This is a genomic window from Nocardia sp. NPDC051756 (assembly GCF_040681495.1).
Taxonomy (GTDB): domain Bacteria; phylum Actinomycetota; class Actinomycetes; order Mycobacteriales; family Mycobacteriaceae; genus Nocardia.
The window spans coordinates 822,280-846,273 of sequence record NZ_JBFAYV010000001.1; the positions used below are offsets into that span (position 1 = coordinate 822,280).

Here is a 23,994-nt window from a genome sequence, read left to right on the forward strand (position 1 = left end):
CGCGGCCGAACCGAGAGCACACCGTCGCAACACCGAGACGACACGCCGACCCGGCTCCGCAGGGCCTCCGGTGTCGTGTCGGTCTGGTGCTCGAGCGCTCGGGACGGGGGCCGATTAGGCTGTTCGCATGTCTGTCCGCACTCGCAAGCCGCTCGTACCCGGCACCCAGTCACCCACCCGCGAGGTTCCGCGCACGATCGAGCGCCCGGAGTACGCGTGGAAGAAGACCGTCAACGAGGGTCGGGAGCCGTGGGTGCAGACGGCGGAGACGATCGACAAGATGCGGATCGCGAGCAAGATCGCGGCACAGGCGCTGGAAGAGGCGGGCAAGGCGGTCGCGCCCGGCGTGACGACCGACGAGCTGGACCGGATCGCGCACGAGTACATGTGCGACCACGGCGCGTACCCGTCGACGCTGGGCTACAAGGGATTTCCGAAGTCCTGCTGCACCTCGCTGAACGAGGTCATCTGCCACGGGATTCCGGACTCGACGGTGATCGAGGACGGCGACATCGTCAACATCGATGTCACCGCCTACATCCACGGCGTGCACGGCGACACCAACAAGACCTACCTGGCCGGTGACGTGGACGAGGACGTCCGGCTGCTGGTCGAGCGGACCGAAGAGGCCACGCTGCGGGCGATCAAGGCGGTCCGGCCGGGCCGGGCGCTCAACGTCATCGGGCGGGTCATCGAGTCCTACGCCAACCGATTCGGCTACGGCGTGGTCCGCGACTTCACCGGGCACGGCGTCGGCCCCACCTTCCACAGCGGCCTGGTGATCCTGCATTACGACCAGCCGGCCATCGAGTCGATCATCGAGCCGGGCATGACCTTCACCATCGAGCCGATGATCAACCTCGGCGGCATCGACTACGAGATCTGGGACGACGGCTGGACCGTGGTCACCAAGGACCGCAAGTGGACCGCGCAGTTCGAGCACACCCTGGTCGTCACCGACACCGGCGCGGAAATCCTCACCCTTCCGTGAGGAAGCCCGACAGCCGCACACCCCTTGATTTCCCGCATACCGAATCGCATGCGAATCCGTGTGCGGGAAATCAAAGGTTGTGCGGCGTCTGGGCTGCGCGGTGAAAGGGGCGCTGCTCGTCGCGGGGACTACTTCGGACGCGGGCAAAAGCGTTGTGGTGGCGGGCATCTGCCGGATGCTGGCGCGGCGCGGAGTGCGGGTGGCGCCGTTCAAGGCGCAGAACATGTCGAACAACTCCGTCGTCACCCTGGACGGCGGGGAGATCGGCCGCGCGCAGGCGTTGCAGGCGCAGGCGTGCGGGCTCGAGCCGAGCGTGCGGTTCAACCCGGTGCTGCTGAAGCCGGGCAGCGATCGGCGCTCGCAGCTGGTGGTGCGGGGTAAGGCGGTCGGCACGGTCGGCGCGCGCGACTACTTCCAGCATCGGCAGCGGCTGCGCGAGGTGGTCGCCGGCGAACTCGCTTCGCTGCGCGCCGAATTCGACGTGGTGATCTGCGAGGGCGCCGGATCGCCCGCCGAAATCAACCTCCGCGCAACCGATCTGGCGAACATGGGCCTCGCGCAGCCCGCCCGGCTGCCGGTGCTGCTGGTCGGCGACATCGATCGCGGCGGCGTGCTGGCCCACCTCTTCGGCACCGTCGCCATCCTGGAACCCGAAGACCAGCAACTGATTTCCGGCTTCGTGATCAACAAGTTCCGCGGCGACGTCGAACTGCTGCGTCCCGGCCTGGACCGGCTGACCGAACTGACCTGCCGGCCCACCCTCGGCGTGCTCCCGTACACCGACGACCTCTGGATCGACGCCGAGGACTCGCTGAGCACCCTCGCCGACGCACCGGTCGGCCGCCCGCGCCCACCGGTCGGCACCGAATGGCTCACCGTCGCCGCCATCCGGCTGCCCCGCATCTCCAACTCCACCGACATCGAGGCATTGGCCTGTGAGCCGGGCGTTTCGGTGCGCTGGGCGAGCGAACCGTCCCGCCTGGCCGAGGCCGACCTCGTCGTGCTGCCCGGCAGCAAGGCGACCGTGTCGGACCTGGAGTGGTTGCGCCGCACCGGAATCGCCGACGTGCTGCGCGCCCGGGCCGCGGCAGGCCGCCCGATCCTCGGCATCTGCGGCGGCTACCAGATGCTCGGCAAACGGATCATCGACCCGATCGAGTCGGGCGCGGGCTCGGTCGACGGACTGGACCTGCTCGACCTGGAGATCGAATTCGCCGACCCGAAAGTGTTGCGCCGCACCAGCGGCCACGACACCGCGGGAATCCCGGTGCACGGCTACGAGATCCACCACGGCCGGGTGATCGGCAACGGGGACCCGGCCTGGCTCGACCTCGACGGCGAACCGGAAGGCAGCGTCCGCCAAGCACTCTGGGGCACCCACCTGCACGGCCTGCTCGAATCCGACGAATTCCGCCGCACCTGGCTGCGTTCGGTGGCCGCCGCGGCCGGCCGCACGGGTTTCGTTGCCGCCGAGGACACTTCCGTCGCCACCGTGCGCTCGAACCAACTCGACCTGCTCGCCGACCTCGTCGAGCAGCACCTCGATCTGGCCCAGCTGGAGCGCCTGCTCACCGACGGCGCGCCCGCCGATCTGCCCACCCTGGCAACCCACGCGCTCCCCACTTCGGCAACCTCGCGTACCTGAACTGTTGACGCGACGTACCTCGCCCCTTACCTTTCAGTAAGGAATTCGGCTCCGGGTAAGGCGCGCGGGGCGATGGGCGTGGGAGTAGCACGGGTCGGTGAGTGAAGTGGCAGACAAGAAGTCCAACAGCAGGGCGGGAAACGTGGTGTCCGCGACCGTGACGAGCAAGGGACAGATCACCATCCCGATCGACGTCCGGGTCGCCATGGGCCTGCGGGCCGGGGTCCGGGTCGCCTTCGTGCCCACCGTCAACGGCACCTACGAACTGGTCCCGGAGACCCGGACCATCAAGTCGCTCAAGGGAATAGTCGGCTGGTCCGGCTCGCCGATCGGCCTCGAGCAGATGAACGAGGCGATCACCGGCAACGTCGTGGAAGGCAAGCAGAAATGATCGGTCTGGACGCCAATGTGCTGATCCGCTACCTCACCCAGGACGATCCGGAGCAGTCCGCGCGCGCCAATCAGGTGATCGACGGCCTCAGCGAGAGCCGCCCCGGGTACGTGACCATGATCGTGCTCGCGGAGATCCACTGGGTGCTGCGCCGCGGCTACAAGCAGGACCCCGAGGCGGTCACCGACGTGCTGCTCGGCCTGCTCGACTCGACCGAGATCGTGGTCGAGCGCGCGGACACCGTGCGCCAGGCGCTGCGCCAGGCCGCCGACGGCGCGGACTTCGCCGATGCGCTCATCCAGCAACTCGGTCAGGAGGCCGGTTGCGACCTCACCGTCACCTTCGATCACAACGCCGGTGAACGCGCGGGTATGCGGCTGCTGGCCTGACGAAGACCGGGCTTCGTTCAGCAGACCCGTGTAGCGTCATTCGGCATGAAATCTCGGCAGATCACGGTGGGCGATCGGGCATGGACCGTGCGGGTCGACGGCCCGGAATCCCGGCACAGCGTGCTGTTGCTGCCCGACGCGAACGACCCGGCGGACGTCTACGACCAGGTATGTGCTCGATTGCACAATTCGGATCTGCGCACCGTGGTGCTGGAGTCGATCGACGGGCTCGACGGCGCGGGCGTCACCGCGATCCTGGATCAGATCGGCGTGCCCTGGGCGAACGTCGCCGCGCGCGGCACCGGCGCGGAACTGGCGTGGCGGGCCTGCGCGGCCGGATTCGGGCGCTTCATCAGCCTCGTGGTGGCCGATCACGGCCATCCGGCGGCTCCGGGCCCGGACGGGACCGTCGCCGACGCCACGGTCCGTCCAGTCGAATTGCCGACCACGGTGCTGGTGACCAAGAACCTGCCGCGCTCGGTGGCCGACGCCTCCGGCCGCTTCGTCTACGGCGAATTCCGGGTGGTCGACATCGACGTCACCAATGTGGCGACCGAGGCCGACCACGAGCTGGCCACGGAGATCGTGCTACGCACCAGCACCTGGTGAGCTGGACTCGGCCCGGTAAACGGTCAGCCACGCGAGCCAGCTGTCGAGTTCGGCGAACGCGTGCGCGAGCGGCTCGGCCGAGGACAGGAACACGTCGTGCTTCGCGCCGTCGATCGGCACGATGTTGGTGCGGTCGCCGAGGCAGCCGGACCAGCGCTGAATCTGCTTGACGTCCAGCACCGCGTCGGCCACGTCCACGGCGGGGCCGTAGCGGCGGGCGAACTTCGTCATCCGGGAACGCAGGATCAGCGACGGCACCCCGATGTCCAGCCCGCCGTGCAGTTTCGCGTGCCCGTTGCGGATCGCCCGCAGCCAGCCGAACCGAACGGGGAAGCCGTGCAACGGTTTCCAGTCCAGGTTGTAGTCCCATTCGCCGGCCACGCTGCGATGCAGGCTGTCACCGTAGGTGCTGACCTTGCCGCTCGGCAGCTCGAACATCTTCCGAAACCGGCCGAGCCCCTTGATGATCGGTGTCCCGACGGTCCGGTAGTAGGACGGACCCTGCAGATCGAACCACGGGCTGTTGAGCACCAGGCCGGCCACACCGGCCGCCGCCGTGCCGCCCGCGCGGTTGAGCCGGTCCAGCCACAGCGGCAGGATCAGCCCGCCGGTCGAATGCGCGTTCAGCACGACCGGTGCGCCGGTCTCCGCCCGCACGATTCGCAATGCCTCGTTCAACTCCGCGTCATACAGTGCGAGATCGGTCACATAATGCGGCGTCTGCCCCTCGCGCAGCGACCGTCCGCATTTACGCAGATCGAGCGCGTAGAACTGGTACCCCTGTGCCGCGAAATGCTCCGCGAGATGTTCTTGGAAGAAGTAGTCGGTGAACCCGTGCACATACAGCACGGCCCCCGCGCCTGCCTCGACTTTTCCGCCGGGCAGATAGCGCACCAGGGTGGCCACGGCCTCGCCTTCGCCGTCCGGATCGGCCCCGAAAGACAGCGTGCGCTGCTGGTAGTTCGCGCCGAGGACATCGGCTTTCCACTGGCCATCGCCCTGGGTGTCGGATTTCGGAGCGGCGAGTGAAGTTTCCTTTGTCACATACACAATCTAGGTCACATTCGGCGGGTTCGGCGCGGGGGATCGACGTGGTGAGGTGCACAATTGGGGCTAGGTGAACGGCGGGTAACCTAGCTCCCGCCATGGTTTAGGAACTCGAACCGAGGCAATAACTCGCAAGCACCGTGCCCAGGCAGGTCCACCCGCCCGGTGGGCCCGCGTAGAAGGACAAGGAAGTCGATCTAGCCGTGCCGAACGCTGCCATGACTGAAAAGACCGATGTTGTACTCATCGGCGCCGGCATCATGAGTGCCACCCTCGGTGCGCTGCTGCGCCAGCTGCAGCCCGATTGGTCGATCTCCCTGTTCGAGCGGCTCGACGCCGCGTCGGCGGAGAGCAGCGACCCGTGGAACAACGCGGGCACCGGCCACTCCGCGCTGTGCGAGCTGAACTACAGCCCGCAGAACGCCGACGGCTCGGTGGACATCAGCAAGGCCATCGACATCAACGAGCGGTTCCAGGTGTCGCGCCAGTTCTGGTCCTACGCCGTGGAGAACAACGTCCTCGGTGACCCGTCGCGGTTCATCAACCCGATCCCGCACGTGAGCTTCGTGCACGGCGCGGACAACGTCGAGTACCTGCGCAAGCGCTACGAGGCGCTGTCGCCGCACCCGTTGTTCGAGGGCATGGAGTTCATCGACAGCCCCGACGAATTCGCCCGCCGCCTGCCGCTGATGGCCCGCGGTCGCGACTTCTCCGATCCGGTCGCGCTGAACTGGACCGACGGCGGCACCGACATCGACTTCGGCTCGCTCACCAAGGAACTGCTCGCCTACCTCGGCGCCAGCGGCGCGGACCTGGCCTTCGGCCACGAGGTACGCGACCTGTCCAAGCAGTCCGACGGCTCCTGGCTGGTCAAGGTGCGCAACCTGCGCACCCGCGAAACCCGCACGCTCATCAGCAAATTCGTCTTCGTCGGCGCGGGCGGCGGCGCGCTGCCGCTGCTGCAGAAGTCGGGCATCAAGGAGATCGACGGCTTCGGCGGCTTCCCGGTCAGCGGTCAGTTCTTCCGCTGCACCAACCCGGAGCTGATCCAGCAGCACGAGGCCAAGGTGTACGGCAAGGCCGCGGTCGGCGCGCCGCCGATGTCGGTGCCGCACTTGGACACTCGCGTGATCAAGGGCGTGCCCGGCCTGCTGTTCGGTCCGTACGCGGGCTGGACGCCGAAGTTCCTCAAGGAGGGCAAGCTCACCGACCTGTTCAAGTCGGTGAAGCCGAACAACCTGTTCTCGCTGCTCGGCGTCGGCGTCACCGAACTGGGCCTGACCAAGTACCTGGTCAGTGAGCTGCTCAAGTCCGAGGCGGGCAAGGTGGACACGCTCAAGGAGTTCATCCCGCGCGCCGACGGCCGGGACTGGGAGCTGATCACCGCGGGCCAGCGCGTGCAGGTGATCCGGCGCAAGGGCGCGGGCGGCGTGCTCGAGTTCGGCACCGCCGTGGTCGCCGCGGCCGACGGCTCCATCGCCGGCCTGCTCGGCGCCTCCCCGGGCGCGTCGACGGGCGTCACCGCGATGCTCGACGTCATGCAGCGCTGCTTCCCGACCGAGTACGCCGGGTGGACGCCGAAGCTCAAGGAGATGATTCCCTCACTCGGCGTGAAGCTGTCCGAGGATCAGGCGTTGTTCCACGAAGTGTGGGATTGGACGTCCAAGACGCTGAACCTCACGGGTGGCACAGATAACACGCCCAAGCACGCGGGGGTCGCGGCAAACCGCTAGGTGTGATAGCAACAGGCGATGATGTCAACGGTTGCTCTCAAACGGTCATGGGCGTTGGATCTCGACAACGCCACCCTCTATCAGCTGTTGAAACTTCGCGTCGAAGTCTTTGTCGTCGAGCAGAAGTGCGCGTATCCGGAACTGGACGGGCTGGACCTGCTGCCGGAGACTCGGCACTTCTGGCTCGATGACGAGGGCGAGGTGATCGCCACGCTGCGGCTGCTGGAGGAGCACGCGGACGGGGTGAAGTCCTTCCGCATCGGCCGGCTCTGCACGGTTCCGCCCGCCCGCGGCCACGGCTACACCACGCGCCTGTTGCAGGCGGCGCTCGCTGAGGTCGGCTCGGCGACCGTGCGGTTGAACGCGCAGTCCTACCTGGTGGACATGTACGCCAAGCACGGGTTCAAGCCCGATGGTGAGGAATTCGACGAAGACGGGATCCTGCACATTCCGATGCGCAAGGGGTGATCGCCGAGCCGTTGATCGGCCGCCGCCCTCGTCGCCCACCCGCGACGAGGGCGGTGGTGTCTCCAGGGGATGCCTCGATCCGCAGGGCAGCGTCGGTGGACTGCGCGAGCGCGCATAGAGTTGGGGCGTGTCGTTGTCCCATGCCGAAACTGTGCCGTCGCCTCACTCGTTGACCGGATCACGTACGCGTCCGGGCAGCGACCTCGAGGTGGGTTTTCCGTTCTCCGCCGTGGTCGGTCAGGAGCGGCTGCAACTGGCGTTGATTCTGTGCGCGGTGCACCCCGGCATCGGCGGTGTGCTGGTGCGCGGCGAGAAGGGCACCGCGAAGTCGACGGTGGTGCGCGCGCTGGCGCAGCTGCTGCCGCCGGTCGTCGACGAGACCGGCGCGCGGCCCGCGCGACTCGTGGAACTGCCCGTCGGTGCGACCGAGGATCGCGTGGTCGGCTCGCTGGATCTGGAGCGGGTGCTGCGCGACGGGGAACAGGCGTTCCGGCCCGGTCTGCTGGCGGCCGCGCATCACGGCGTGCTCTACGTCGACGAGGTCAACCTGCTGCACGACCATCTGGTCGACGTGCTGCTCGACGCCGCGGCGATGGGCCGGGTGCACATCGAACGCGACGGCGTCTCGCACTCGCATCCGGCGCGATTCGTGCTCGTCGGCACCATGAACCCGGAGGAGGGCGAGCTGCGTCCGCAGCTGCTGGACCGGTTCGGGCTCACCGTCGACGTGGCCGCCTCGCGGAATGTGGACGTGCGGATGTCGGTGGTGCGCCGGCGGTTGGACTACGAGGCCGATCCGGCCGGATTCGCCGATAGTTATGCCGCCGCGGATCGGGCGGTGGCCGAGCGCATCCTCGGTGCGCGGGATCGGGTCGCTGAGGTCGGGCTCGACGACGGGGAGCTGCGGCGAATTGCCGCGCTGTGCGCCGCCTTCGACGTCGACGGCATGCGCGCGGACCTGGTGGTCGCACGGACCGCGACGGCGCACGCCGCGTGGCGCGGCGCGGACGCGGTCACCGAGGAGGATGTGCGGATCGCCGCGGAACTCGCGCTGCCGCACCGGCGTCGGCGCGATCCGTTCGACGAGCCGGGGATCAGCGAGGACCAGCTCGACGACGCGATGCGCGATGCCGCCGAGGAAGTGGATCGCGAAGCGCAGTCACCCAGTGCGACAGACGAGTCGCTCAGCGAGACAGACGAATTCGAGTCCGGTGAGCAGCGGCAGTCGCCGGCGGGGGCAAATCAGTCCGAGTCCGAGGATTCCGCCGCCGATCAGTCACCGCCCGCCGACGGAGATCAGGGCCCGGATGACGACCCGGACTCGCCGCCTGACGGCCCCGGTAGCGGGCAGCAGCCCAGCGCGCGCGAAGGTCGCAGTGGCGCACCGGGTTCGGCCGCCGCGAAGCCGCCGCGCTGGGAAGTGCCCGGCATCGGCGAAGGCGCTCCCGGCCGGCGCTCCCGGGCGGAGTCGCGGCACGGCCGGGTCGTCCGGCCGAGCACCGATACCTCGACCGGCCTGCACCTGCTCGGCACCGTCTTCGCCGCCGCGCCGCATCAGTGGTCGCGCGGCCGCGGCGACGGTCCGCTGAAGCTGGCGGCCGAGGACCTGCGCGGCGCGTATCGCGAAGGGCGCGAAGGCAATCTGGTCGTCTTCGTGGTCGATGCCTCGGGCTCGATGGCGTCCAGGGATCGGTTGTCCGCCGTCACCGGCGCGGTCGTCACCCTGCTGCGGGATTCGTACCAGCGGCGGGACAAGGTCGCGGTCATCACGGTGCGTGGGCAGGACGCCGAACTCGTGCTGCCGCCGACGTCTTCGGTCGATATCGCCGTGCGCCGGTTGTCCGCCATGCGCACCGGCGGCAAGACGCCGCTGGCCGCCGGGCTGGTGAAGGCGCGCGAAATCGTACTGCGGGAACGGGTCCGGGACCCGCGCCGCCGTCCGATGCTGGTGCTGCTCACCGACGGTCGCGCCACCGGTGGGGTGGATCCGCTGCCGCGCGCCCGCGCGGCCGCCGCCCGCCTCGCGAACGACGGGGTCACCTCGATCGTGGTGGACTGCGAGCGCGGGATGATCCGGCTCGGTCTCGCCGCCGAGCTGGCGCGCGAGCTGCGCGGGGGATACCTGAAACTTGCTGAGCTGACCGGCGATTCGGTCGCCGACGTGGTGCGCGCCGGATCCGGGCGGCCTGGTTCGGCGGCGGTGCGCGCGGCTTGATCGGCGACGGTCCGCGCGGCAGTCGCGCGGGCCGCGCGGCGGCGAGGATCGGCGTGACGATGTGGGCGGCTCGATGATGAGTCGTGGACTGACAAGGAGATTCGATGCCTAAGGGTGTTCCGGAGACTGTGCCCGACGACGGCCTCACCACGCGACAGCGGCGCAATCAGCCGGTGCTCGCCGTGCACACCGGGCCGGGCAAGGGGAAGTCGACCGCAGCGTTCGGCATGGCGCTGCGGGCCTGGAACCAGGGGTTCGACGTCGCGGTGTTCCAGTTCGTGAAGAGCGCCAAGTGGAAGGTTGGGGAGGAGGCGGTCTTCCGCACCCTCGGCACCCTGCACGAGGAGACCGGGGCCGGCGGCGCGGTCGAATGGCACAAGATGGGTGAAGGCTGGTCCTGGACCCGCAAGCAGGGCAGCGACGAGGACCATGCCGCCGCCGCGCTCGCCGGGTGGCAGGAGATCGCCCGTCGCCTGAAGGACGAGCAGCACCGCTTCTACGTCCTCGACGAGTTCACCTATCCGCTGAAGTGGGGGTGGGTCGACATCGACGAGGTCGTCGAGACGCTGCGCACCCGCCCCGGCAACCAGCACGTGGTCATCACCGGCCGCGATGCACCCCAGGCGCTCATCGACGCCGCCGACCTCGTCACCGAGATGACGAAGCTCAAGCACCCCATGGACGCGGGCCGCAAGGGCCAGCGCGGCATCGAATGGTGAACTCCCGCACTCTCTCTCGGGATCCGCGCCCGGTATGGGGCCCCATAGCCGGTGCGGATCCCGAGACGTGGTGCGAATTCCGCCAGCGGGCGGCAGTTGGTGCGGCGAGCCGTTCGGCGTTCGCTGGGAAGGTCGTTGCCTTGCGGGTTGGGGAGGTCTCGTGAGTGCGAGTGTGCCTGCGGTGGTGATTGCCGCGCCTGCTTCCGGGAGTGGGAAGACCACGGTGGCAACGGGATTGATCGGGGCGCTACGGCGGGCCGGTCATCGGGTTGCGCCGTTCAAGGTGGGGCCGGATTACATCGATCCGGGGTATCACGGGTTGGCGGCGGGGCGGCCGGGGCGCAATCTCGATCCGGTGCTTGTCGGAGCGGAATGTGTTGTGCCGCTGTATCAACACGGTGCGCGGGACTGCGATCTCGCGGTGGTCGAGGGCGTGATGGGGCTGTTCGATGGTCGCATCGATGAGAACCATGCCGGGCCGGTCGCCGAGGGATCTACCGCGCAGGTCGCGAGTTTGCTCGGTGCGCCGGTGATTTTGGTGGTGGATGCTCGTGGGCACAGTCAGAGTTTGGCCGCGCTGCTGCACGGTTTCGCGACCTTCGACAGCGGTATTCGGCTCGGCGGGGTGATCCTGAATCGGGTCGGTAGCGAACGGCACGATCAGGTTTTGCGGGCGGCCTGTGATCGCGTCGGACTGCCGGTGCTCGGATCACTGCCGCGGATGGCCGAATTGGAGTTGCCCTCACGGCATCTCGGGTTGATCCCCGCGGTGGAGCACGGAGCGGCCGCAACCGCTGCGGTGTCTTCGATGACGGATCTGGTGGCGGCCCATGTAGATCTACGGGCAATTGCGGCCCTGTCTCGTTCGACCGCGAGCGGACCGGCCTGGGATCCGGTAGAAGCGGTGTGGGAAGAGCACGCTGCGGGCGGTATGAATGGCGCTACGGACAGCGCGGTAACTTCGTTCGGCAACAACGGATTCGGCCTTGCCGGTGCATCGACCGGGGGAGCCGACGGTCTGACGTCCGGTCCGGTCGGCGACCGATCCACCGGCATTTCGGAGCTGTCCACAGGCTCCGGCCCACTGATTGCGATGGCGGGCGGGCCTGCCTTCACCTTCGGTTACGCTGAGCATCGCGAATTGCTGCTGGCGGCAGGCGCGCAGGTGGCGGTGTTCGATCCGCTGCGGGACGAATTACCGAGCGGGACGGCGGGTTTGGTGTTGCCCGGCGGTTTCCCGGAGGAGCATGCGGCGGCGCTGGCGGCGAATACCGCTCTGCTGAGCGCGGTGGCGGAGCAGGCCCGACGGGGTATGCCGGTGCATGCGGAATGCGCGGGATTGCTTTATCTGACGCGTTCACTCGACGGACATCCGATGGCCGGGGTGATCGACGCCGACGCCGAATTCGGCCCACGACTGACCCTCGGCTATCGAGATGCGGTGGCGCTGGCCGATTCCCCGCTGTGGCGAGCGGGCGAACGCGTCCGCGGACACGAATTCCATCGAACCCGCGTGACCGCAGCCGCCTCGGCCACCCCCGCGTGGGGTTGGCGTGGCAGCGACGGCGCACCCGCCCGCGAGGGCGCGCTCGTCCACCACGTCCACGCCTCCTACCTACACACCCATCCAGCCGGAAACCCCAAAGCCACATCCCGTTTCGTCACAACCGCAACCGAGTACGCGCGCGCTCATGCCAGCCACTGAGCGGGCGGAGTCCTCGAGCCTGCACCACTTTGTGCCGCAACCGATTTGGTGGGTGCTGGTCCAAGCCGTCGAGTGGATGGGTACCTCGAATCCGCGATCCGCTTCGTGGCGGCGGCCGAATACGCGGGTGCTCGGGTCGGTTATCCAGTGGCGGAAGCCCCGGGCCGCGGCGTGGATCTTGCTGCGCCGAGCGACTGCTGTCGCAATTCCATCCGCCGCACGCCGTGTGCGACTCTCCGCTCTTATGAGCATGAAGGTGATCAGTGCCTGAATTGATTGTCGGCCTAGGGCTGCGTCCCGGGACCTCCGCTGACCGCATCGTCGTGGTGGTACGTAAAGTGCTGGCCTTCAATGAGGTCAGTTGCTTGGCGACCATCGATCGACGCGCCGCAGAGCCCGGTTTGCTCGATGCGGCGGCAATCCTGGGCGTGCCGATTCGGACCTTCACCGCCGCCGAACTGGCCGAAGTGGCTGTGCCGAACCCTGATTCGCGGACGGTGGCCGCGGTGGGCACGGCGAGCGTCGCCGAGGCGGCCGCCATCCTCGCGGCCGGCGGCGGCGACTTGGTGGTCCCCAAACGCACTGTGCACGGCGTAGTCATCGCTGCGGCACGGCGCATCTCCGACTGAGGGCTCCGCGCGCGCTCATCGAGTGGTTTGATGACGGAGTGGATATCCGAGGGATCGACAACGTGCTGGTTCCCGTGGGGGATCTCGACGCCGCAGTGGACTTCTACGCGACCGGACTAGGCCTCTCGCTGCGCTTCACCGTGCCCGAGCGCGGCATCGCACTGTTCGGCGTCGCGGCGGAGACCCCGGGCATCATGGCCATGGTCGATCCGGCCGCAGGCCAGGGCGGGCCGCCCGCGATGCGGGTCTGGCTGGAGGTGCCCGACGCCCAGGCCGCCGCGGCCGAACTCGAAGGGCGCGGTGTCGAGATGCGCACCGCGCCCTTCGAAGTCGCGACCGGCTGGAGCGTGGAGATCGCCGATCCGTGGGGCAATGTGATCGGCCTGACCGATTACCGCAAGCGTCCCGAACTGGCCCGCCCCGCGTTCTGACCTACGGCGCGACCGAGCCCCAGTCGGCGAAGCCGGTCGGGTCGTGCCGGCCGAGGCTGGCGTGTTCGAACAGTCCCCAGCCCTCGGCGTCGCCGCACCGAGCATGCGCCACATGGTCGATGACGCCGTAGGGCGTGCGCGCGACGATGGCCGGATCGGTGAGGTCGTACACGCTGGATAACGACCAGTCGCGCCCCTTCCACTGACCGTGCTGCCAGTCCGGGTCGCCGCCGTAACCGCAACCGACGTGCAGCGGCACATTGGTGCCCGTGGTCACCTCGATCTCCAGCGGCTTGCCGTCCGGCGTGGTCAGTTCCAGTCGCGCGCCGACGGGAATCCTTGTGCCGGAACGGTAGTCGATCGAGATGCGTGGCCAGCCGAGCTGCTCGGTGCGCCCGTCCGGCCAGATCCGCACGGCGTCGTTCAGCGTGCGGGTCCCGTCCGGGTCCTCCTGCACGATGACGACGACCGCGAAATCGTCGAACCGCAGCGGCACGTACATCCACCAGAAGCCGCCGGCCGGTTCGCTGGCCACGCGCCCGGGCGGCTCGCTCTCGCCGACCGGTCGGATGCCCCAGGACCGATCCCTGGTGCCGGTCCACACCGCCGGGTCGACGGTGATGTCGTCGCCGTCCACGTGCAACGTCCCGGCCCACGAGCCGAGCTGGGCGAACCGCGACGCCTGGATGATCGGCCGATTGCCGGCCAGGATCAGGTGCGGCTGCTCCTGCACGGTCGGGAAGGCGCCCTCCCAGGTGAGGTCGAAGGACAGGTCGTCGTGCTCGCAGATCACCCGGATGCGTTGCAGCGGCTCGACCACCTCGATGCGGTAGCCGCCGACCCGCTGCTCCAGGCTGCGGTCACCGAGCGCGTCGGAGAAGCGCACGCTGCGTTGCACGTCGCCGCGGCGGACCAGCGCGTAGGCGTCGGTCACCCCGAGGTTCGGGTAGACGCCGAAGCCGGTGATGAAGAAGGTGCCGCCGTCGCGGTTGTGACCGTTGAAATAGCTGCGGTCGTAGAAGTTGCGGTCGGTGCTGGCCACCCGGGCCAGCGAGAGACCGGTCTGGTGAATCGGGTACTCGTCCAACGGAACTGGCATGGCAGATCTCAATCCCACTCGTAGGTTCCTTCGAGCAGCCGTTCCAGGCTGGCTCGATGCATGACATAGTCGTCCCGGTCGGGGGTGTCGGTGTCCTCGCCGAAATGGATCATCCGACGCTTCACCCTGGCCATCACGATGCCGTGCCGCAGCGCGGCGTAGATGATGTGCCAATCCAGGTTCTGGACCGTATGACCGGTCAGCTCTTCGTATTTCGCGACCACGTCGGCGCGGCGCAGGAAGTCGGGCAGGCCCGGCTGCTCGAATCGGGTGGCGATGTCCTGGAAGAACCGGTGGATGAAGATCACCCAAGCGACGTCCAGCTCGCGCGGCCCCAATGCGGCCATCTCCCAGTCCAATACGGCGGCGGGATCGAATTCGTCGTAGATGATGTTGCCGGGCCGGGCGTCGCCCCAGCTGAGCACGTCGGGTCCCGGATCGGCGGGCCAGTTGTCGTCGAGCCAGGCGAAAGTCCGCTCCAGCAAAGGGATCTCGAAGCCGTCGTCGGACAGTGCCCAGCGGTACCAGGCCTTCTGCGCCTCGACGTGCCTGCGCAGCGACTGCCCCGGACCACGCAGGGCCGGGAACCGAATGGCCGGATCCGGGATGGCGTGCACCTTCGCGATCACCTCGACGGTGTTCGCGGTGAGCCGCGCGCGTTCCTCGGCGGTCGCGTCGAACAGCCAGCCGATGAACACGTACGGCGGATTGTCCGTGGGCACCCGGCCGTCGACCCGCTTCATCACGAAAAACGGTGTGCCGAGCGCCTTCTCGTCCTCTTCCAGCCAGCACAGGCCGGGCACCGGCACGTCGGTGGTCTCGGCGACGCCGGCCATCACCTTGTACTGGGTGGCCAGATCGTAGGTCTCGAATACCGGGAACGAGCCGTCCTCGGGCGCCATCCTGGCCACGAACGATCCGCGCTCCTGCCGCCCGTCCACGCTCCATTCGGCGTCGAACAGGATGGAGGTGCTCGACATCCCGCCCGACTGCGGCCGGGACAGCCCGGAGACCTTCGGCGGATGATCGGCGGAGACGCGCGAATCCAGCCAGCGCGCCAGATCCTCGGCGAGCACGTCGAGATCGCGCTCGCTGACGGTCAGCTGCTGCCGCTTGGCGGGATCCGGATCTTCGGCCATCGTTGTCCTCCTGACGCCATGAAACGCGGGCCTGCCTCGGCACAGCCCACATCGACGGCGGTCCGCCGCGATACGCGACAGTAACGCGTTCCAGTCGGCCCGTGGGCGGAAAACGATCGAGGTTCTCGAACCCGCTCACTGGCCGGAACCGGGCCTTGACATGCGAGTACTCGGCGACACCCCGGGTTGGCACGAGGGTCTGGGTGTGGGTAGCACGTACGACTGATTACCTAGGGAAAGACCGGGGATTTCCTGGATGTCGGCAACTCCTCGCCGAAATACCGTTGGCCGCACGCGGAGGTTTTCGGATTGAGGGGTTCGTTTTGAGTGCTGTCAGAACGGTGTCGGTCGAACGGGACCGAGACGCGGAAGCCGTGGATGCCGGCCCGGACAAGCGGTGGAACCTGTTGACCCGCATCGCATTCCGGTTCTGCTTCACCTATTTCGGGCTGTTCTGCCTGATTTTTCCGCAGTTCCTGTTCGTCTATTCGGGGGCGCTCGGTCCGAAGCTGCCGGAGCGGGCGATCAATGGGTTCCTGTATCCGCTGAGTCCGATCTGGGAGTGGGCCGGGCGGCACGTCTTCGGCGCGGACGTCGAGTTGCACCTGGACTCGGGCAGCGGCGATCAGGCGATCATCTGGGTCTTCCTGTTCTGCATCCTGGTGGTCGCGGTGCTGGTGGCGGCGTTGTGGACGGTGCTGGATCGCCACCGCCCGAACTATCAGCGGCTCAACGCCTGGTTCCTGCTCTTCCTGCGGCTCTGCCTCGGCGGGCAGATGCTCTTCTACGGCATGGCCAAGGTCATCCCGTCGCAGATGCCGGAGCCGCCGCTGGCCACCCTGCTCACCCAGTACGGCGACTTCACCCCGGCGGCGGTGCTCTGGATGCAAGTCGGCAGTTCGCCGGTCTACGAGATCCTGCTCGGCTCGGCGGAGGTGCTCGGCGGGCTGTTGCTGTTCCTGCCGCGGACCGCGACGCTGGGCACGATGATCAGCCTGGTGAGCATGATGCAGGTGTTCGTGCTGAACATGACCTTCGATGTGCCGGTGAAGATCCTGGCCGGGCACCTCATGCTGATCTCGCTGGTGCTGCTCGCGCCGCAAGCCGGGAAGCTGGCGAACGTGCTTGTGCTGCAACGCTCTTCGGCACCCGCGACGCAACCCGAGCCGTTCCGTTCGCGTCGCGTCCGGTTGATCGCGGCCGGGGTGCAGGTCGTGCTCGGCGTGTGGGTGCTGCTCGGTCAGGTGCAACAGGACCTGGAGTTCTGGAAAGAGAGCGGCGGCGCGGACAAACCCGCGCTGTACGGGATCTGGACGGTGTCGGAGTTCAGTCAGGACGGCCAGCCGCTCGCGCCGCTGGCCACCGACCAGAACCGTTGGCAGCGAGTGGTTTTCGACATCGGCGGGATGAACTATCAGAAGATGGACGGCACGCTGGTACCGGTGGTCGGCACGGTCGACACCCAGGCCCACACCCTCACGGTGTCCCAAGCGGCAGGCGAAGCGTTGCCCGGGCAGATCGCGCAGGCGCAGCCGACGCAGGTCGCCTCGTTCACCTATACCCAGCCCGCGCCGGACCGATTGAGCCTGGACGGCCAACTGAACGGCCACCACGTCACGATTTCGCTCGAGCAAGTGGACCTCGACTCGTTCCCGTTGCGCAGCACCGAGTTCAAGTGGGTCCAGGACTACCCGCACTTCAGCTGACCGACGTAGCCGCACGCTATCCAGGGCGTGCGGCTACTTCACACAGTGTCCGGCGTCCACGGGCAAGGTGACGCCGGTGATGAAACGCGCCTCGTCGGAGGCGAGGAACAGGCTGGCGTTCGCGATGTCCTCCGGCTCGACGGATTCCACCGGCAACAGGTGCATCGCCTTCCCGAAACGGTGCGGTGTCGGGTGCACCGTATTCACGCGCACGTGGTGTTGCGCCAACTCGTTCGCCAGCGACTTCATCAGCCCGACCACGCCGTGTTCGGCGGTCGTGGCCGAACCTACGCCGGCCAGGCCGCGTAACCCGCCCACCGATCCCAGCAGCACGATCGCGCCACCACGTCCACCTTCGACGAGGTGCGGGATGCCCGCCTTGCAGATCCGCCACACGCCGGTGAGGTTCGCCTCCAGCGCGTTCCTCCAGTCCGGCGCCGCAACGTCGAGCGCGGGGCCGGTCGAATCGACATCGGCTGTGGCGCAGAGGATATCGAGCCGACCCAGCGCATCAACACCGGCGGCGATCGCCGCGCCGAGCGCCGCATGGTCGCCGATATCGGCCTCGAACGCCCGAATCCGCCGGTTCAACGCCTCGACCCGGCCGACTGTTTCGGCGAGATCCCACGACGACGTGTCGATCGCGACGATATCCGCGCCTTCCTGCGCGAAACGCACGGCCTGCGCGCGTCCCACCTGATGCGCCGCCCCGGTGATCAGCGCGACCTTGCCGTTCAACCGTCCCGTCATCACGCGACCTTCTGCGCCAGGCCGGCGTCCACGACCAGCTGTAGTCCGGTGACATACCGGGATTCGTCGGACGCCAGGAACAGCACGGCATTGCTGACATCGATCGGATCCACCCAGGGGACGGGCAGCAGCGTCCGGCCCGCCAACACCGGCGCCACGTCCTCGGCCGTCGGATCGTCCAGGTCGGGTCGTAACCGCGCGAAGGTCGTGGGATTCAGGATCATCGGCGTGGCCACGGAGCCCGGATGCACCGAGTTCACCCGAATAGAGCGCTCGCCCAACTCATTCGCGAGTGTCATGGCCAGACCGGTGATCGCGTTCTTGGCCGCCGAGTAATGCGATGACCCCGCGTGCGACTTGACCGTCGCCGTGGAACTCATGATGATCACCGATCCGCCGCGCGGATTCAGCTGCGCGACTGCGGCTTTGACGGTGTTCCAGGTGCCGGTCACGTTCACGTCGATCGAGCGGAGCCACACCTCCTCATCGATCTCCCAGGACGGCCCCGGCGCATCGAAAATCCCCGCATTGGCCACGACGACGTCGAGCGGGCCGAGCTCGTCCACGCCCGCCCGCACCGCGACCGCGACCGCGTCGAGGTCGCGGATGTCGGCGGTCGCAACGACCGACTTGCGCCCGAGCTCACGCACCGAATCCGCCAGCGAGCCCAGTGCGCGGTCCGATTCCGGCCCCGGCTGATCCAGGGCGACAATGTCCGCGCCCTGCTCCGCGAGTCGTATCGCGCACGACCGCCCCACGCCCTGACGTGCACCGGTGATCAGCGCCACCTTGCCGGCCATCCGCGTCATCTCATCTCCCTCCGCAGGAACAACATCAATTGCGCGCCATCTCGTGCTCCACTGATGTGGCTGCCGACAGCACGGTGAAAACCAGTGCGGCACCGCCGATTCCGATGGCCGTGGCCACCCAGAAGGCGACCGGAATGCCGGTCCGAAAGCCGCCGGCGACCAGCGCCGCGCCCAGTTGGCTGCCCACTGCGCCGCCGACCGTGCGCATCACGGTATTGATGCCATTGGCCGTGGCAGCCTGCGCCGGTTCGACAACCCGATGTAGTTGAGCGGGCAGCGCCGTCATCACCAGGCCGGTGCCGAGGCCGATCGGAATCGCGCAGACCGCCAGCTGCCACGGCTGCGCGTGGTACAGCGCCAGCAGCGTCGTCCCGGCCGCGGTGACCAGCAGCCCGCCCGCCAGCGGGATGCGCGGCCCGACCCGGGCGATGATCCGCGCGGCGACCCCGCCGGTCGGCAGGATCACCAGCGTGTGCGGCACCATGACGAGCCCGGCCACCGTCACCGACCGGCCGAATCCGCCTGCGTCGACGGACAATACGGTCAGTTTGGGTACCAGTACGTAGTACAGGAACTGCATCAGACCGAGTGCGAAGGCCGCGATGTGTGCGATCCCGACTCGTCGATGTAGCACAAGATCCATGTCCAGCAACGGATATCGCAACACCCGCTCGACCCGGACGAACACCACGAGCAACACCACCCCGGCCCCGGCCAGCGCGAGCGTCGGGGCGGACGACCACCCGCTGCCCGGTCCGATGGTGAGCGCCAACAGGATTCCGCTCAGCGCGGCCGTCAGCAACAGTGCGCCGACCGGATCCAGCCGCCCCGCCTTGTGCGCAAGGCCTTCCGGGACGAACAGATAGCCGGCGACCAGCGCGGTGCCGGCCAATCCGGTGCCGACCACGAAAAGCCAACGCCACGAGGCATGGTCGACGATCAGCCCACCGCCGATCAGGCCGATGCCCGCGGTGCCGCCGATCATGCCGGACAGCAGCGCGAGCCCGGCAGGCACCCGCTCGGGCCGCAGAATATCCGGCACCGCACCGAAGGCGAGCGGTAGGACGGCCAAACTGATGCCCTGCACCGCCCGCGCCGCGATCAGCCAGCCGATCCCGGGTGCGACCAGCGCAACCAGCATCGCGGCCAGCGCGAGGCCGAGCACGATCAGCAGCACGCGCCGTCGCCCATAGCGGTCCCCGAGCCGGGCGGCCAGCGGCGTGACTATCGCGCCGGCCAGCAGCGGGGCGCTGAGCACCGCCCAGGTCGCGCCGGCGGCGCTGGTGTGCAGCGCCCGCTGCAGCACGCCGATGGCCGGGACCATCATGGTCTGGGTCAGGCTGTACGACAGCACGCCGAAGCCCAGCGCCGTCATGGCGCCGATCGGATGGACCGTGGATGTCCGAGTCTGCACCGCACCTCCTCGCTGGTGATGACGACCCTGTTTGCCGACTACTTGCCGAGAACGGAATTCGCTTCCCGAATGGCCCCGGTCGGACAATTGTTCGTGGCAATCTCCAGCTCGGACAATGCCGCGGATTCGCGACGAACCCGTGCCTGATTGGGTGCCACCGGCTCGAACGAATTGGGATAGGCGCCGAAGCACAGCCCGGTGCCCATGCAAGACTTCCGGTCGACGTAGAAACGGCGCTCTTCCATGGGATTACGCTTTTCCATGCGCAACACCCTTGTTGACTCGAAGCTTTCGAGGACTACGGGTCACCATGCGGATGATCCAGGTGAGTTCATCGATATCGTCGGCCAGCGTCAGATCGGGGAACGCCCGCGCGAGCCCACGGAGCGCGAGCCCCAGTTCCCACCGCGCCAGCCAGGCGCCGATGCACAGATGCGGCCCGGAGCTGAAGGTCAGATGCGGTACCGGAAGATCGACTTCGGTGTCGATCTTCGAAACCGGGCAGTGGAATTCCGGATCGTGGTTGGACGCCACCACATCGATGGCGACCACATCGCCCTTACGGAACTGCACCCCGCCGACGACGATGTCCGACTTGGTATACCGCAGTGGTCCTGGCCGGTGTTTCCGGTCGCCGAGCGGGGTTATTCGCAGCAGATCCTCGACGATCCGCTCCATCTGGTCGTCGTCCGCGGTGCGCAACGCCGCCCAGGCTTCCCGGTCGTAGGCGAGCAGATAGACGAGGAAGTTCCCGAGCATCGACATCGTCGTCTCGTGGCCCGCCATGATCAGGACGCAGACGAGGGTGGTCAGCTGCCCCTCGGGAATCGTCCCGTCGTCGCGTTGCACCAGGTAGCTGATGAGATCGTCACCGGGTTCGGCCCGCCGGGCCGCCATGAGTTCCCTGGCCCAGTCCTTGAATTCGTTGTTGCTCTGCTGGATGTCGTCGAGGGTGACGCCCTCGGTGGTCAACGAGATCTCGCTCCAGCGCAGCATGTCCGATTGGCGCGCGGCGGGTAGTCCCATCAGTCTGGTGATCACCGAGACCGGCAGCGTGTGGGTGAATTCCGCGATCAGGTCGAAGCCGTCGGGCAACTCGTGCAACGCCGAAACGTACTGCTCGACGACCGATTCGATCCACGGGCGCCAGAGCGCGATGGCCGACGGTGTGAACGTTCGCTGGAGTAGACCGCGGAGGCGTCGGTGGTCGGCGCCGTCGAGATTCGTCAGGTTGTCCGGATCTTCGATCATGTTCGGCGAGGGAACGAGATCGGGCAGTTCTCCGGAGAACAGATCGGCCCGGCCGAAGCTGGGATCCGCGAATACCTTTCGAGCATCTTCGTAACTGGTGACCAACCAGCATTCCGGCCCGGCCGGCAGCTTGAATTTCGTCGGCGGTGCGTTGTTCCGCTTGGTAGACAAATGTGTGGGCTGCACGTTTCTCCCCTTCCCTGGATGGATATTCAATCCGCCCGGCGTGCTAGCGCTCGATGGAGCTGTGTGTGATTCGAAATCACGACGGGTCTGGCGTCTGTGGCAAATCAAGAGATTGTCGAAAACCCCCAGCGGCATCTGCGATCAGGCAACACCACCATGCGACTAACGCAGGGGCGCAATAGGATTCGAAGTGATGTTGCTGTCTTATCGCCCCGCTTCGGACATTACGTCACCTAAATACCGACCGCAACGGCTGCACCTGAGCCTGTGATCCAAGTCATCGAAGATCATTCGAGGCCGATCTGCGTGCTTCGAGCCCAAAGCGGAAGTGTGCCAAACGGGTTCTGCCAGAACATGTTTCGTCCACGTTAGACACGGCATCGGTTGCCCCAAACAAGCGCTTGGTTGTACTCTGTGCGGGTAACTGCTGACAACGTGGGGAAGGTGGCGGTTTGCGAACCCTCGAATGTGACGTCGATGTGGACTGGATCGATATCAACGACCATATGAACGCCCAGTACTACGGGATCGTGGTCTACCGCGCCCATGCCGCGTTCACCGACGCCCTCGGACTCGGCGACGATTACGTCCGGACCACCGGATTCGGGAAGGTCGTCGTGCAGACGGCCATGACTTACGAACGAGAGGTGCGGCAAGGGTCACGGCTGGCCGTCGATTCCTGGTTGCTGGGAGTGGATGCCAAGCGGCTGCACTTCTTTCACGAGGTACGCAATCTCGGCGACCGGACGCGGGTGGCCGTATCCGAACAGTTGGACCTGCACGTCGATCTCGGCACGAGAAAGACCGCCCCGTTGCCCGCCGACGTCTTCACCCGCCTCACCCGGTTCGCCGCCGAACAGCGCGCAGCGGGCCAGCCCGACGGGGTGGGGCGCACGATCAGGTTCCCGCGGAATTGACCGTCACCGTGCTCCACCTACGCCGTGCAACACGATCTCGAAGTACTTGTCCGACAACTCTTCTGCCGACCTGCCGCAGCCCGGGCGGTACCACCGGACCGCCGACCAGACCGCATCCCGCAGATACTTGTAGGTCATATCCACGTCGAGGTCGGCCCGCAGCCGCCCGAGCGCGATGCCGGCCCGCAGCAGTTCGGTCCAGTTCCGATGGAACTCGAGGTTGTAGTCGTCGAGATAGGCGAACCTCGCCGAGCGTGCGGTCAGCTGAGCCGATTCGGCCTGATAGATGACGACGGCGTCGTGATGGATGAAGATCGACTCGAACGATGCCGCGAGGATGAGCCGGAGGGTTTCCACCGGATCGAGACCGCTCAGCTTGATGTCGCCGTAACGGCCGAACAGGTCCTCCAGGAATTCGCGCAGAATCTCGTCCACCATCGCGTCTTTCGACTCGAAGTGGTAGTAGATGCTGTCGGCGAAGGTGCCGGCGGCCTCGCCGATATCGCGAACCGTGGTGGCCGCGAACCCCCGCTGCGCGAACGTCCGCGCGGCGGTGCGCAACAGCTCCGCCCGCCGTTCGGGAGCTGAGATGTCAATCGCGACAAGGGGATCGCAGTGCAGTTCTTCGAAAACGTCGGACATGATTCCCCTTCACTGGTCCGCAACGCTGGTGCGCATCCCAGGCCCTGTGCTCGTAATGCGAAGTGCAGCAACGTATTCGAGCACGCGCACCCCACCTGGAACGGTGGTTGTAACGAACTTCCCACACTCGCGGCGGGTCGATCAAGGCGTGATCGGGACACGATCATGAAGGTGAACTGAATGATGGGGGGTACGGGTGATCGAACGGCAGGAAGTCGAGATCTTTCTCACCTTGGCCGAGGAGTTGCATTTCGGGCGAACGGCGAAGCGGTTGCATCTGTCGCCGTCCTCGGTGAGCCAGACCGTGGGAAAGCTGGAGCGGCGCATCGGAACTCCGCTGTTCCATCGCACGAGCCGGCAGGTGAAGCTGTCCGAGATCGGCGCGCAGCTGTATCAGGATCTGCTGCCCGCCTGGTCGCAAGCGCAGGCCGCGATGGCCAGGGCCATCCGAGCGGGGCAGGGCGGCGAGCATGCCCTGGACATTCTGTTCATCAGCATCGGTGGTGGACACCTGCTGACCACGGCCGCCGACGAGTTCCGTCGCCGGTCGCCGCACTGCCAGGTGCGCATCCGCGAGGCCCAGCTGGCCGACGTCATGCAGCGGCTGCGCGCCGACACCGCGGACGCGGCGTTCATGCCGTACCCGGTGACGGATCCGGATATCGTCGCGGGGCCGGTCCTGATCACCGAACCTCGGTTGCTCGCCGTCTCGGCGACGCACCGGTTGGCCGGGCAGCCGGACATCTCCCTCGAGGAGCTCGCCGACGAGCAGCTGCTCCGGATGCCGGAATCGATGCCGGAATCGGTTCGGGTGGACCGTAATCCGGTCTACACGCCGGCGGGTCGACGGATCCCCCAGGGCGCGGTCTCGGAGACCTTCCTGGAGCTGATGATGCTCGCGGCGGCGGGCAAAGGAGTGGTCATCGTCTCCGCGCACACCGCACTGTTCCACGTCCGCCCCGACCTGGCGTATGTGCCGATCCGCGACGCCGGTCCGCTGCAATGGGGTCTGGTGTGGCGCGCCGATCGAGACACGGCGCTCCTGCAAGCATTCAACGAGGTGTGTGCCACCGTCGCCGCCGCAGATCCGCTAGCGCAGTAACGTTTCG

At 67.4% G+C, this 23,994-nt stretch carries 24 protein-coding genes; 15 read left to right on the forward strand and 9 right to left on the reverse strand.

Annotated elements, in window-relative coordinates; translation table 11 throughout:
- The first annotated feature begins 127 nt into the window (after positions 1-127).
- From map to AB0M22_RS04045, 5 genes are all read left to right on the forward strand, one after another.
- Complete coding sequence (gene map, locus AB0M22_RS04025; RefSeq protein ID WP_150405642.1) at positions 128-991, forward strand: type I methionyl aminopeptidase; 864 nt, start codon at positions 128-130, stop codon at positions 989-991.
- Positions 992-1,091: 100 nt separating this feature from the next.
- Positions 1,092-2,636 (forward strand): cobyric acid synthase, encoded by a 1,545-nt coding sequence (locus AB0M22_RS04030; protein ID WP_364720743.1) that lies wholly within the window; start codon positions 1,092-1,094, stop codon positions 2,634-2,636.
- A 97-nt stretch (positions 2,637-2,733) separates the two neighbouring features.
- Positions 2,734-3,027 (forward strand): AbrB/MazE/SpoVT family DNA-binding domain-containing protein, encoded by a 294-nt coding sequence (locus AB0M22_RS04035; protein WP_364720745.1) that lies wholly within the window; start codon positions 2,734-2,736, stop codon positions 3,025-3,027.
- A complete protein-coding gene (locus AB0M22_RS04040) occupies positions 3,024-3,416 on the forward strand; it encodes a type II toxin-antitoxin system VapC family toxin (RefSeq protein ID WP_150405688.1) in 393 nt (130 codons plus the stop codon). The genes AB0M22_RS04035 and AB0M22_RS04040 overlap by 4 nt, the downstream gene beginning before the upstream one ends.
- Positions 3,417-3,461: 45 nt before the next feature.
- Positions 3,462-4,025 carry an alpha/beta hydrolase gene (locus AB0M22_RS04045; RefSeq protein WP_364720748.1) on the forward strand — a complete coding sequence of 188 codons (564 nt, stop codon included), beginning with the start codon at positions 3,462-3,464 and terminating at the stop codon, positions 4,023-4,025.
- Here the strand turns inward: AB0M22_RS04045 and AB0M22_RS04050 are convergent.
- On the reverse strand, positions 4,005-4,970 hold the full coding sequence (locus tag AB0M22_RS04050) for an alpha/beta hydrolase (protein ID WP_364721654.1): 966 nt from the start codon (positions 4,968-4,970) through the stop codon (positions 4,005-4,007). The genes AB0M22_RS04045 and AB0M22_RS04050 overlap by 21 nt on opposite strands.
- 305 nt (positions 4,971-5,275) lie before the next feature.
- On the opposite strand from AB0M22_RS04050, the gene mqo reads away from it, so the two are divergent.
- The 7 genes from mqo to AB0M22_RS04085 all read left to right on the forward strand — a co-directional run bounded on the left by mqo (position 5,276) and on the right by AB0M22_RS04085 (position 12,972).
- Positions 5,276-6,805 (forward strand): malate dehydrogenase (quinone), encoded by a 1,530-nt coding sequence (mqo, locus tag AB0M22_RS04055; protein ID WP_364720751.1) that lies wholly within the window; start codon positions 5,276-5,278, stop codon positions 6,803-6,805.
- Between the two features lie 18 nt (positions 6,806-6,823).
- On the forward strand, positions 6,824-7,273 hold the full coding sequence (locus AB0M22_RS04060) for a GNAT family N-acetyltransferase (RefSeq protein WP_364720754.1): 450 nt from the start codon (positions 6,824-6,826) through the stop codon (positions 7,271-7,273).
- Positions 7,274-7,442: 169 nt separating this feature from the next.
- Positions 7,443-9,488: a magnesium chelatase subunit D family protein gene (locus AB0M22_RS04065; RefSeq protein WP_364720757.1), complete on the forward strand. Its 2,046-nt coding sequence runs from the start codon at positions 7,443-7,445 to the stop codon at positions 9,486-9,488.
- Positions 9,489-9,592: 104 nt separating this feature from the next.
- Positions 9,593-10,207: a cob(I)yrinic acid a,c-diamide adenosyltransferase gene (gene cobO / locus AB0M22_RS04070; protein ID WP_364720760.1), complete on the forward strand. Its 615-nt coding sequence runs from the start codon at positions 9,593-9,595 to the stop codon at positions 10,205-10,207.
- A 160-nt stretch (positions 10,208-10,367) separates the two neighbouring features.
- The gene (locus AB0M22_RS04075) at positions 10,368-11,912 is read left to right on the forward strand and encodes a cobyrinate a,c-diamide synthase (protein WP_364720763.1); all 1,545 of its coding nucleotides are present in this window, start codon (positions 10,368-10,370) and stop codon (positions 11,910-11,912) included.
- Between the two features lie 263 nt (positions 11,913-12,175).
- Positions 12,176-12,541, forward strand: a complete 366-nt coding sequence (locus AB0M22_RS04080; RefSeq protein WP_364720766.1) for a cobalamin biosynthesis protein — start codon at positions 12,176-12,178, stop codon at positions 12,539-12,541.
- Between the two features lie 38 nt (positions 12,542-12,579).
- Positions 12,580-12,972, forward strand: a complete 393-nt coding sequence (locus tag AB0M22_RS04085; RefSeq protein ID WP_364720769.1) for a VOC family protein — start codon at positions 12,580-12,582, stop codon at positions 12,970-12,972.
- 1 nt (position 12,973) lies between these two features.
- Here AB0M22_RS04085 and AB0M22_RS04090 read toward each other — a convergent pair whose 3' ends face one another.
- Both AB0M22_RS04090 and AB0M22_RS04095 read right to left on the reverse strand, forming a co-directional pair.
- Positions 12,974-14,071: a hypothetical protein gene (locus tag AB0M22_RS04090; protein WP_364720772.1), complete on the reverse strand. Its 1,098-nt coding sequence runs from the start codon at positions 14,069-14,071 to the stop codon at positions 12,974-12,976.
- An 8-nt stretch (positions 14,072-14,079) separates the two neighbouring features.
- The gene (locus AB0M22_RS04095) at positions 14,080-15,210 is read right to left on the reverse strand and encodes a phosphotransferase family protein (RefSeq protein ID WP_364720775.1); all 1,131 of its coding nucleotides are present in this window, start codon (positions 15,208-15,210) and stop codon (positions 14,080-14,082) included.
- Positions 15,211-15,533: 323 nt separating this feature from the next.
- On the opposite strand from AB0M22_RS04095, the gene AB0M22_RS04100 reads away from it, so the two are divergent.
- Positions 15,534-16,916 carry a DoxX family protein gene (locus AB0M22_RS04100; RefSeq protein ID WP_364720777.1) on the forward strand — a complete coding sequence of 461 codons (1,383 nt, stop codon included), beginning with the start codon at positions 15,534-15,536 and terminating at the stop codon, positions 16,914-16,916.
- A gap of 33 nt (positions 16,917-16,949) precedes the next feature.
- Here the strand turns inward: AB0M22_RS04100 and AB0M22_RS04105 are convergent, their stop codons facing one another.
- Genes AB0M22_RS04105 through AB0M22_RS04125 form a run of 5 tightly spaced genes read right to left on the reverse strand, consistent with a single transcriptional unit; the run spans position 16,950 to position 21,326 of the window.
- Positions 16,950-17,666 carry an SDR family oxidoreductase gene (locus AB0M22_RS04105; RefSeq protein ID WP_364720780.1) on the reverse strand — a complete coding sequence of 239 codons (717 nt, stop codon included), beginning with the start codon at positions 17,664-17,666 and terminating at the stop codon, positions 16,950-16,952.
- Entirely contained in the window at positions 17,666-18,475 is an 810-nt protein-coding gene (locus tag AB0M22_RS04110; protein WP_364720783.1) for a mycofactocin-coupled SDR family oxidoreductase, read from the reverse strand. Before AB0M22_RS04110 ends, AB0M22_RS04105 begins: the two co-directional genes overlap by 1 nt.
- A 25-nt stretch (positions 18,476-18,500) precedes the next feature.
- The gene (locus AB0M22_RS04115) at positions 18,501-19,889 is read right to left on the reverse strand and encodes an MFS transporter (RefSeq protein ID WP_364720786.1); all 1,389 of its coding nucleotides are present in this window, start codon (positions 19,887-19,889) and stop codon (positions 18,501-18,503) included.
- 38 nt (positions 19,890-19,927) lie between these two features.
- Positions 19,928-20,152: a ferredoxin gene (locus AB0M22_RS04120; protein ID WP_364720789.1), complete on the reverse strand. Its 225-nt coding sequence runs from the start codon at positions 20,150-20,152 to the stop codon at positions 19,928-19,930.
- Positions 20,139-21,326 (reverse strand): cytochrome P450, encoded by a 1,188-nt coding sequence (locus AB0M22_RS04125; protein ID WP_364720792.1) that lies wholly within the window; start codon positions 21,324-21,326, stop codon positions 20,139-20,141. The genes AB0M22_RS04120 and AB0M22_RS04125 overlap by 14 nt, the downstream gene beginning before the upstream one ends.
- Positions 21,327-21,778: 452 nt before the next feature.
- Here AB0M22_RS04125 and AB0M22_RS04130 point away from each other — a divergent pair, with 452 nt between their 5' ends.
- Positions 21,779-22,243, forward strand: a complete 465-nt coding sequence (locus AB0M22_RS04130) for a thioesterase family protein (protein WP_364720795.1) — start codon at positions 21,779-21,781, stop codon at positions 22,241-22,243.
- Positions 22,244-22,246: 3 nt separating this feature from the next.
- On the opposite strand, the gene AB0M22_RS04135 is transcribed toward AB0M22_RS04130, so the two are convergent.
- On the reverse strand, positions 22,247-22,885 hold the full coding sequence (locus AB0M22_RS04135) for a TetR family transcriptional regulator (protein WP_364720798.1): 639 nt from the start codon (positions 22,883-22,885) through the stop codon (positions 22,247-22,249).
- A gap of 196 nt (positions 22,886-23,081) precedes the next feature.
- Between AB0M22_RS04135 and AB0M22_RS04140 the strand changes: the two genes are divergently transcribed.
- The gene (locus AB0M22_RS04140; RefSeq protein WP_364720800.1) at positions 23,082-23,987 is read left to right on the forward strand and encodes a LysR family transcriptional regulator; all 906 of its coding nucleotides are present in this window, start codon (positions 23,082-23,084) and stop codon (positions 23,985-23,987) included.
- The last annotated feature ends 7 nt before the right edge of the window (positions 23,988-23,994 follow it).

Bases quoted from the DNA above. Each gene is read 5' to 3' on its own strand.
- AB0M22_RS04105 (WP_364720780.1), bottom strand. From the start codon at position 17,666: ATGACGGGACGGTTGAACGGCAAGGTCGCGCTGATCACCGGGGCGGCG.
- AB0M22_RS04045 (WP_364720748.1), top strand. From the start codon at position 3,462: ATGAAATCTCGGCAGATCACGGTGGGCGATCGGGCATGGACCGTGCGG.
- AB0M22_RS04135 (WP_364720798.1), bottom strand. From the start codon at position 22,885: ATGTCCGACGTTTTCGAAGAACTGCACTGCGATCCCCTTGTCGCGATT.
- AB0M22_RS04060 (WP_364720754.1), top strand. From the start codon at position 6,824: ATGATGTCAACGGTTGCTCTCAAACGGTCATGGGCGTTGGATCTCGAC.
- AB0M22_RS04040 (WP_150405688.1), top strand. From the start codon at position 3,024: ATGATCGGTCTGGACGCCAATGTGCTGATCCGCTACCTCACCCAGGAC.
- cobO (WP_364720760.1), top strand. From the start codon at position 9,593: ATGCCTAAGGGTGTTCCGGAGACTGTGCCCGACGACGGCCTCACCACG.
- AB0M22_RS04095 (WP_364720775.1), bottom strand. From the start codon at position 15,210: ATGGCCGAAGATCCGGATCCCGCCAAGCGGCAGCAGCTGACCGTCAGC.
- map (WP_150405642.1), top strand. From the start codon at position 128: ATGTCTGTCCGCACTCGCAAGCCGCTCGTACCCGGCACCCAGTCACCC.
- AB0M22_RS04110 (WP_364720783.1), bottom strand. From the start codon at position 18,475: ATGACGCGGATGGCCGGCAAGGTGGCGCTGATCACCGGTGCACGTCAG.
- AB0M22_RS04090 (WP_364720772.1), bottom strand. From the start codon at position 14,071: ATGCCAGTTCCGTTGGACGAGTACCCGATTCACCAGACCGGTCTCTCG.
- AB0M22_RS04120 (WP_364720789.1), bottom strand. From the start codon at position 20,152: ATGGAAAAGCGTAATCCCATGGAAGAGCGCCGTTTCTACGTCGACCGG.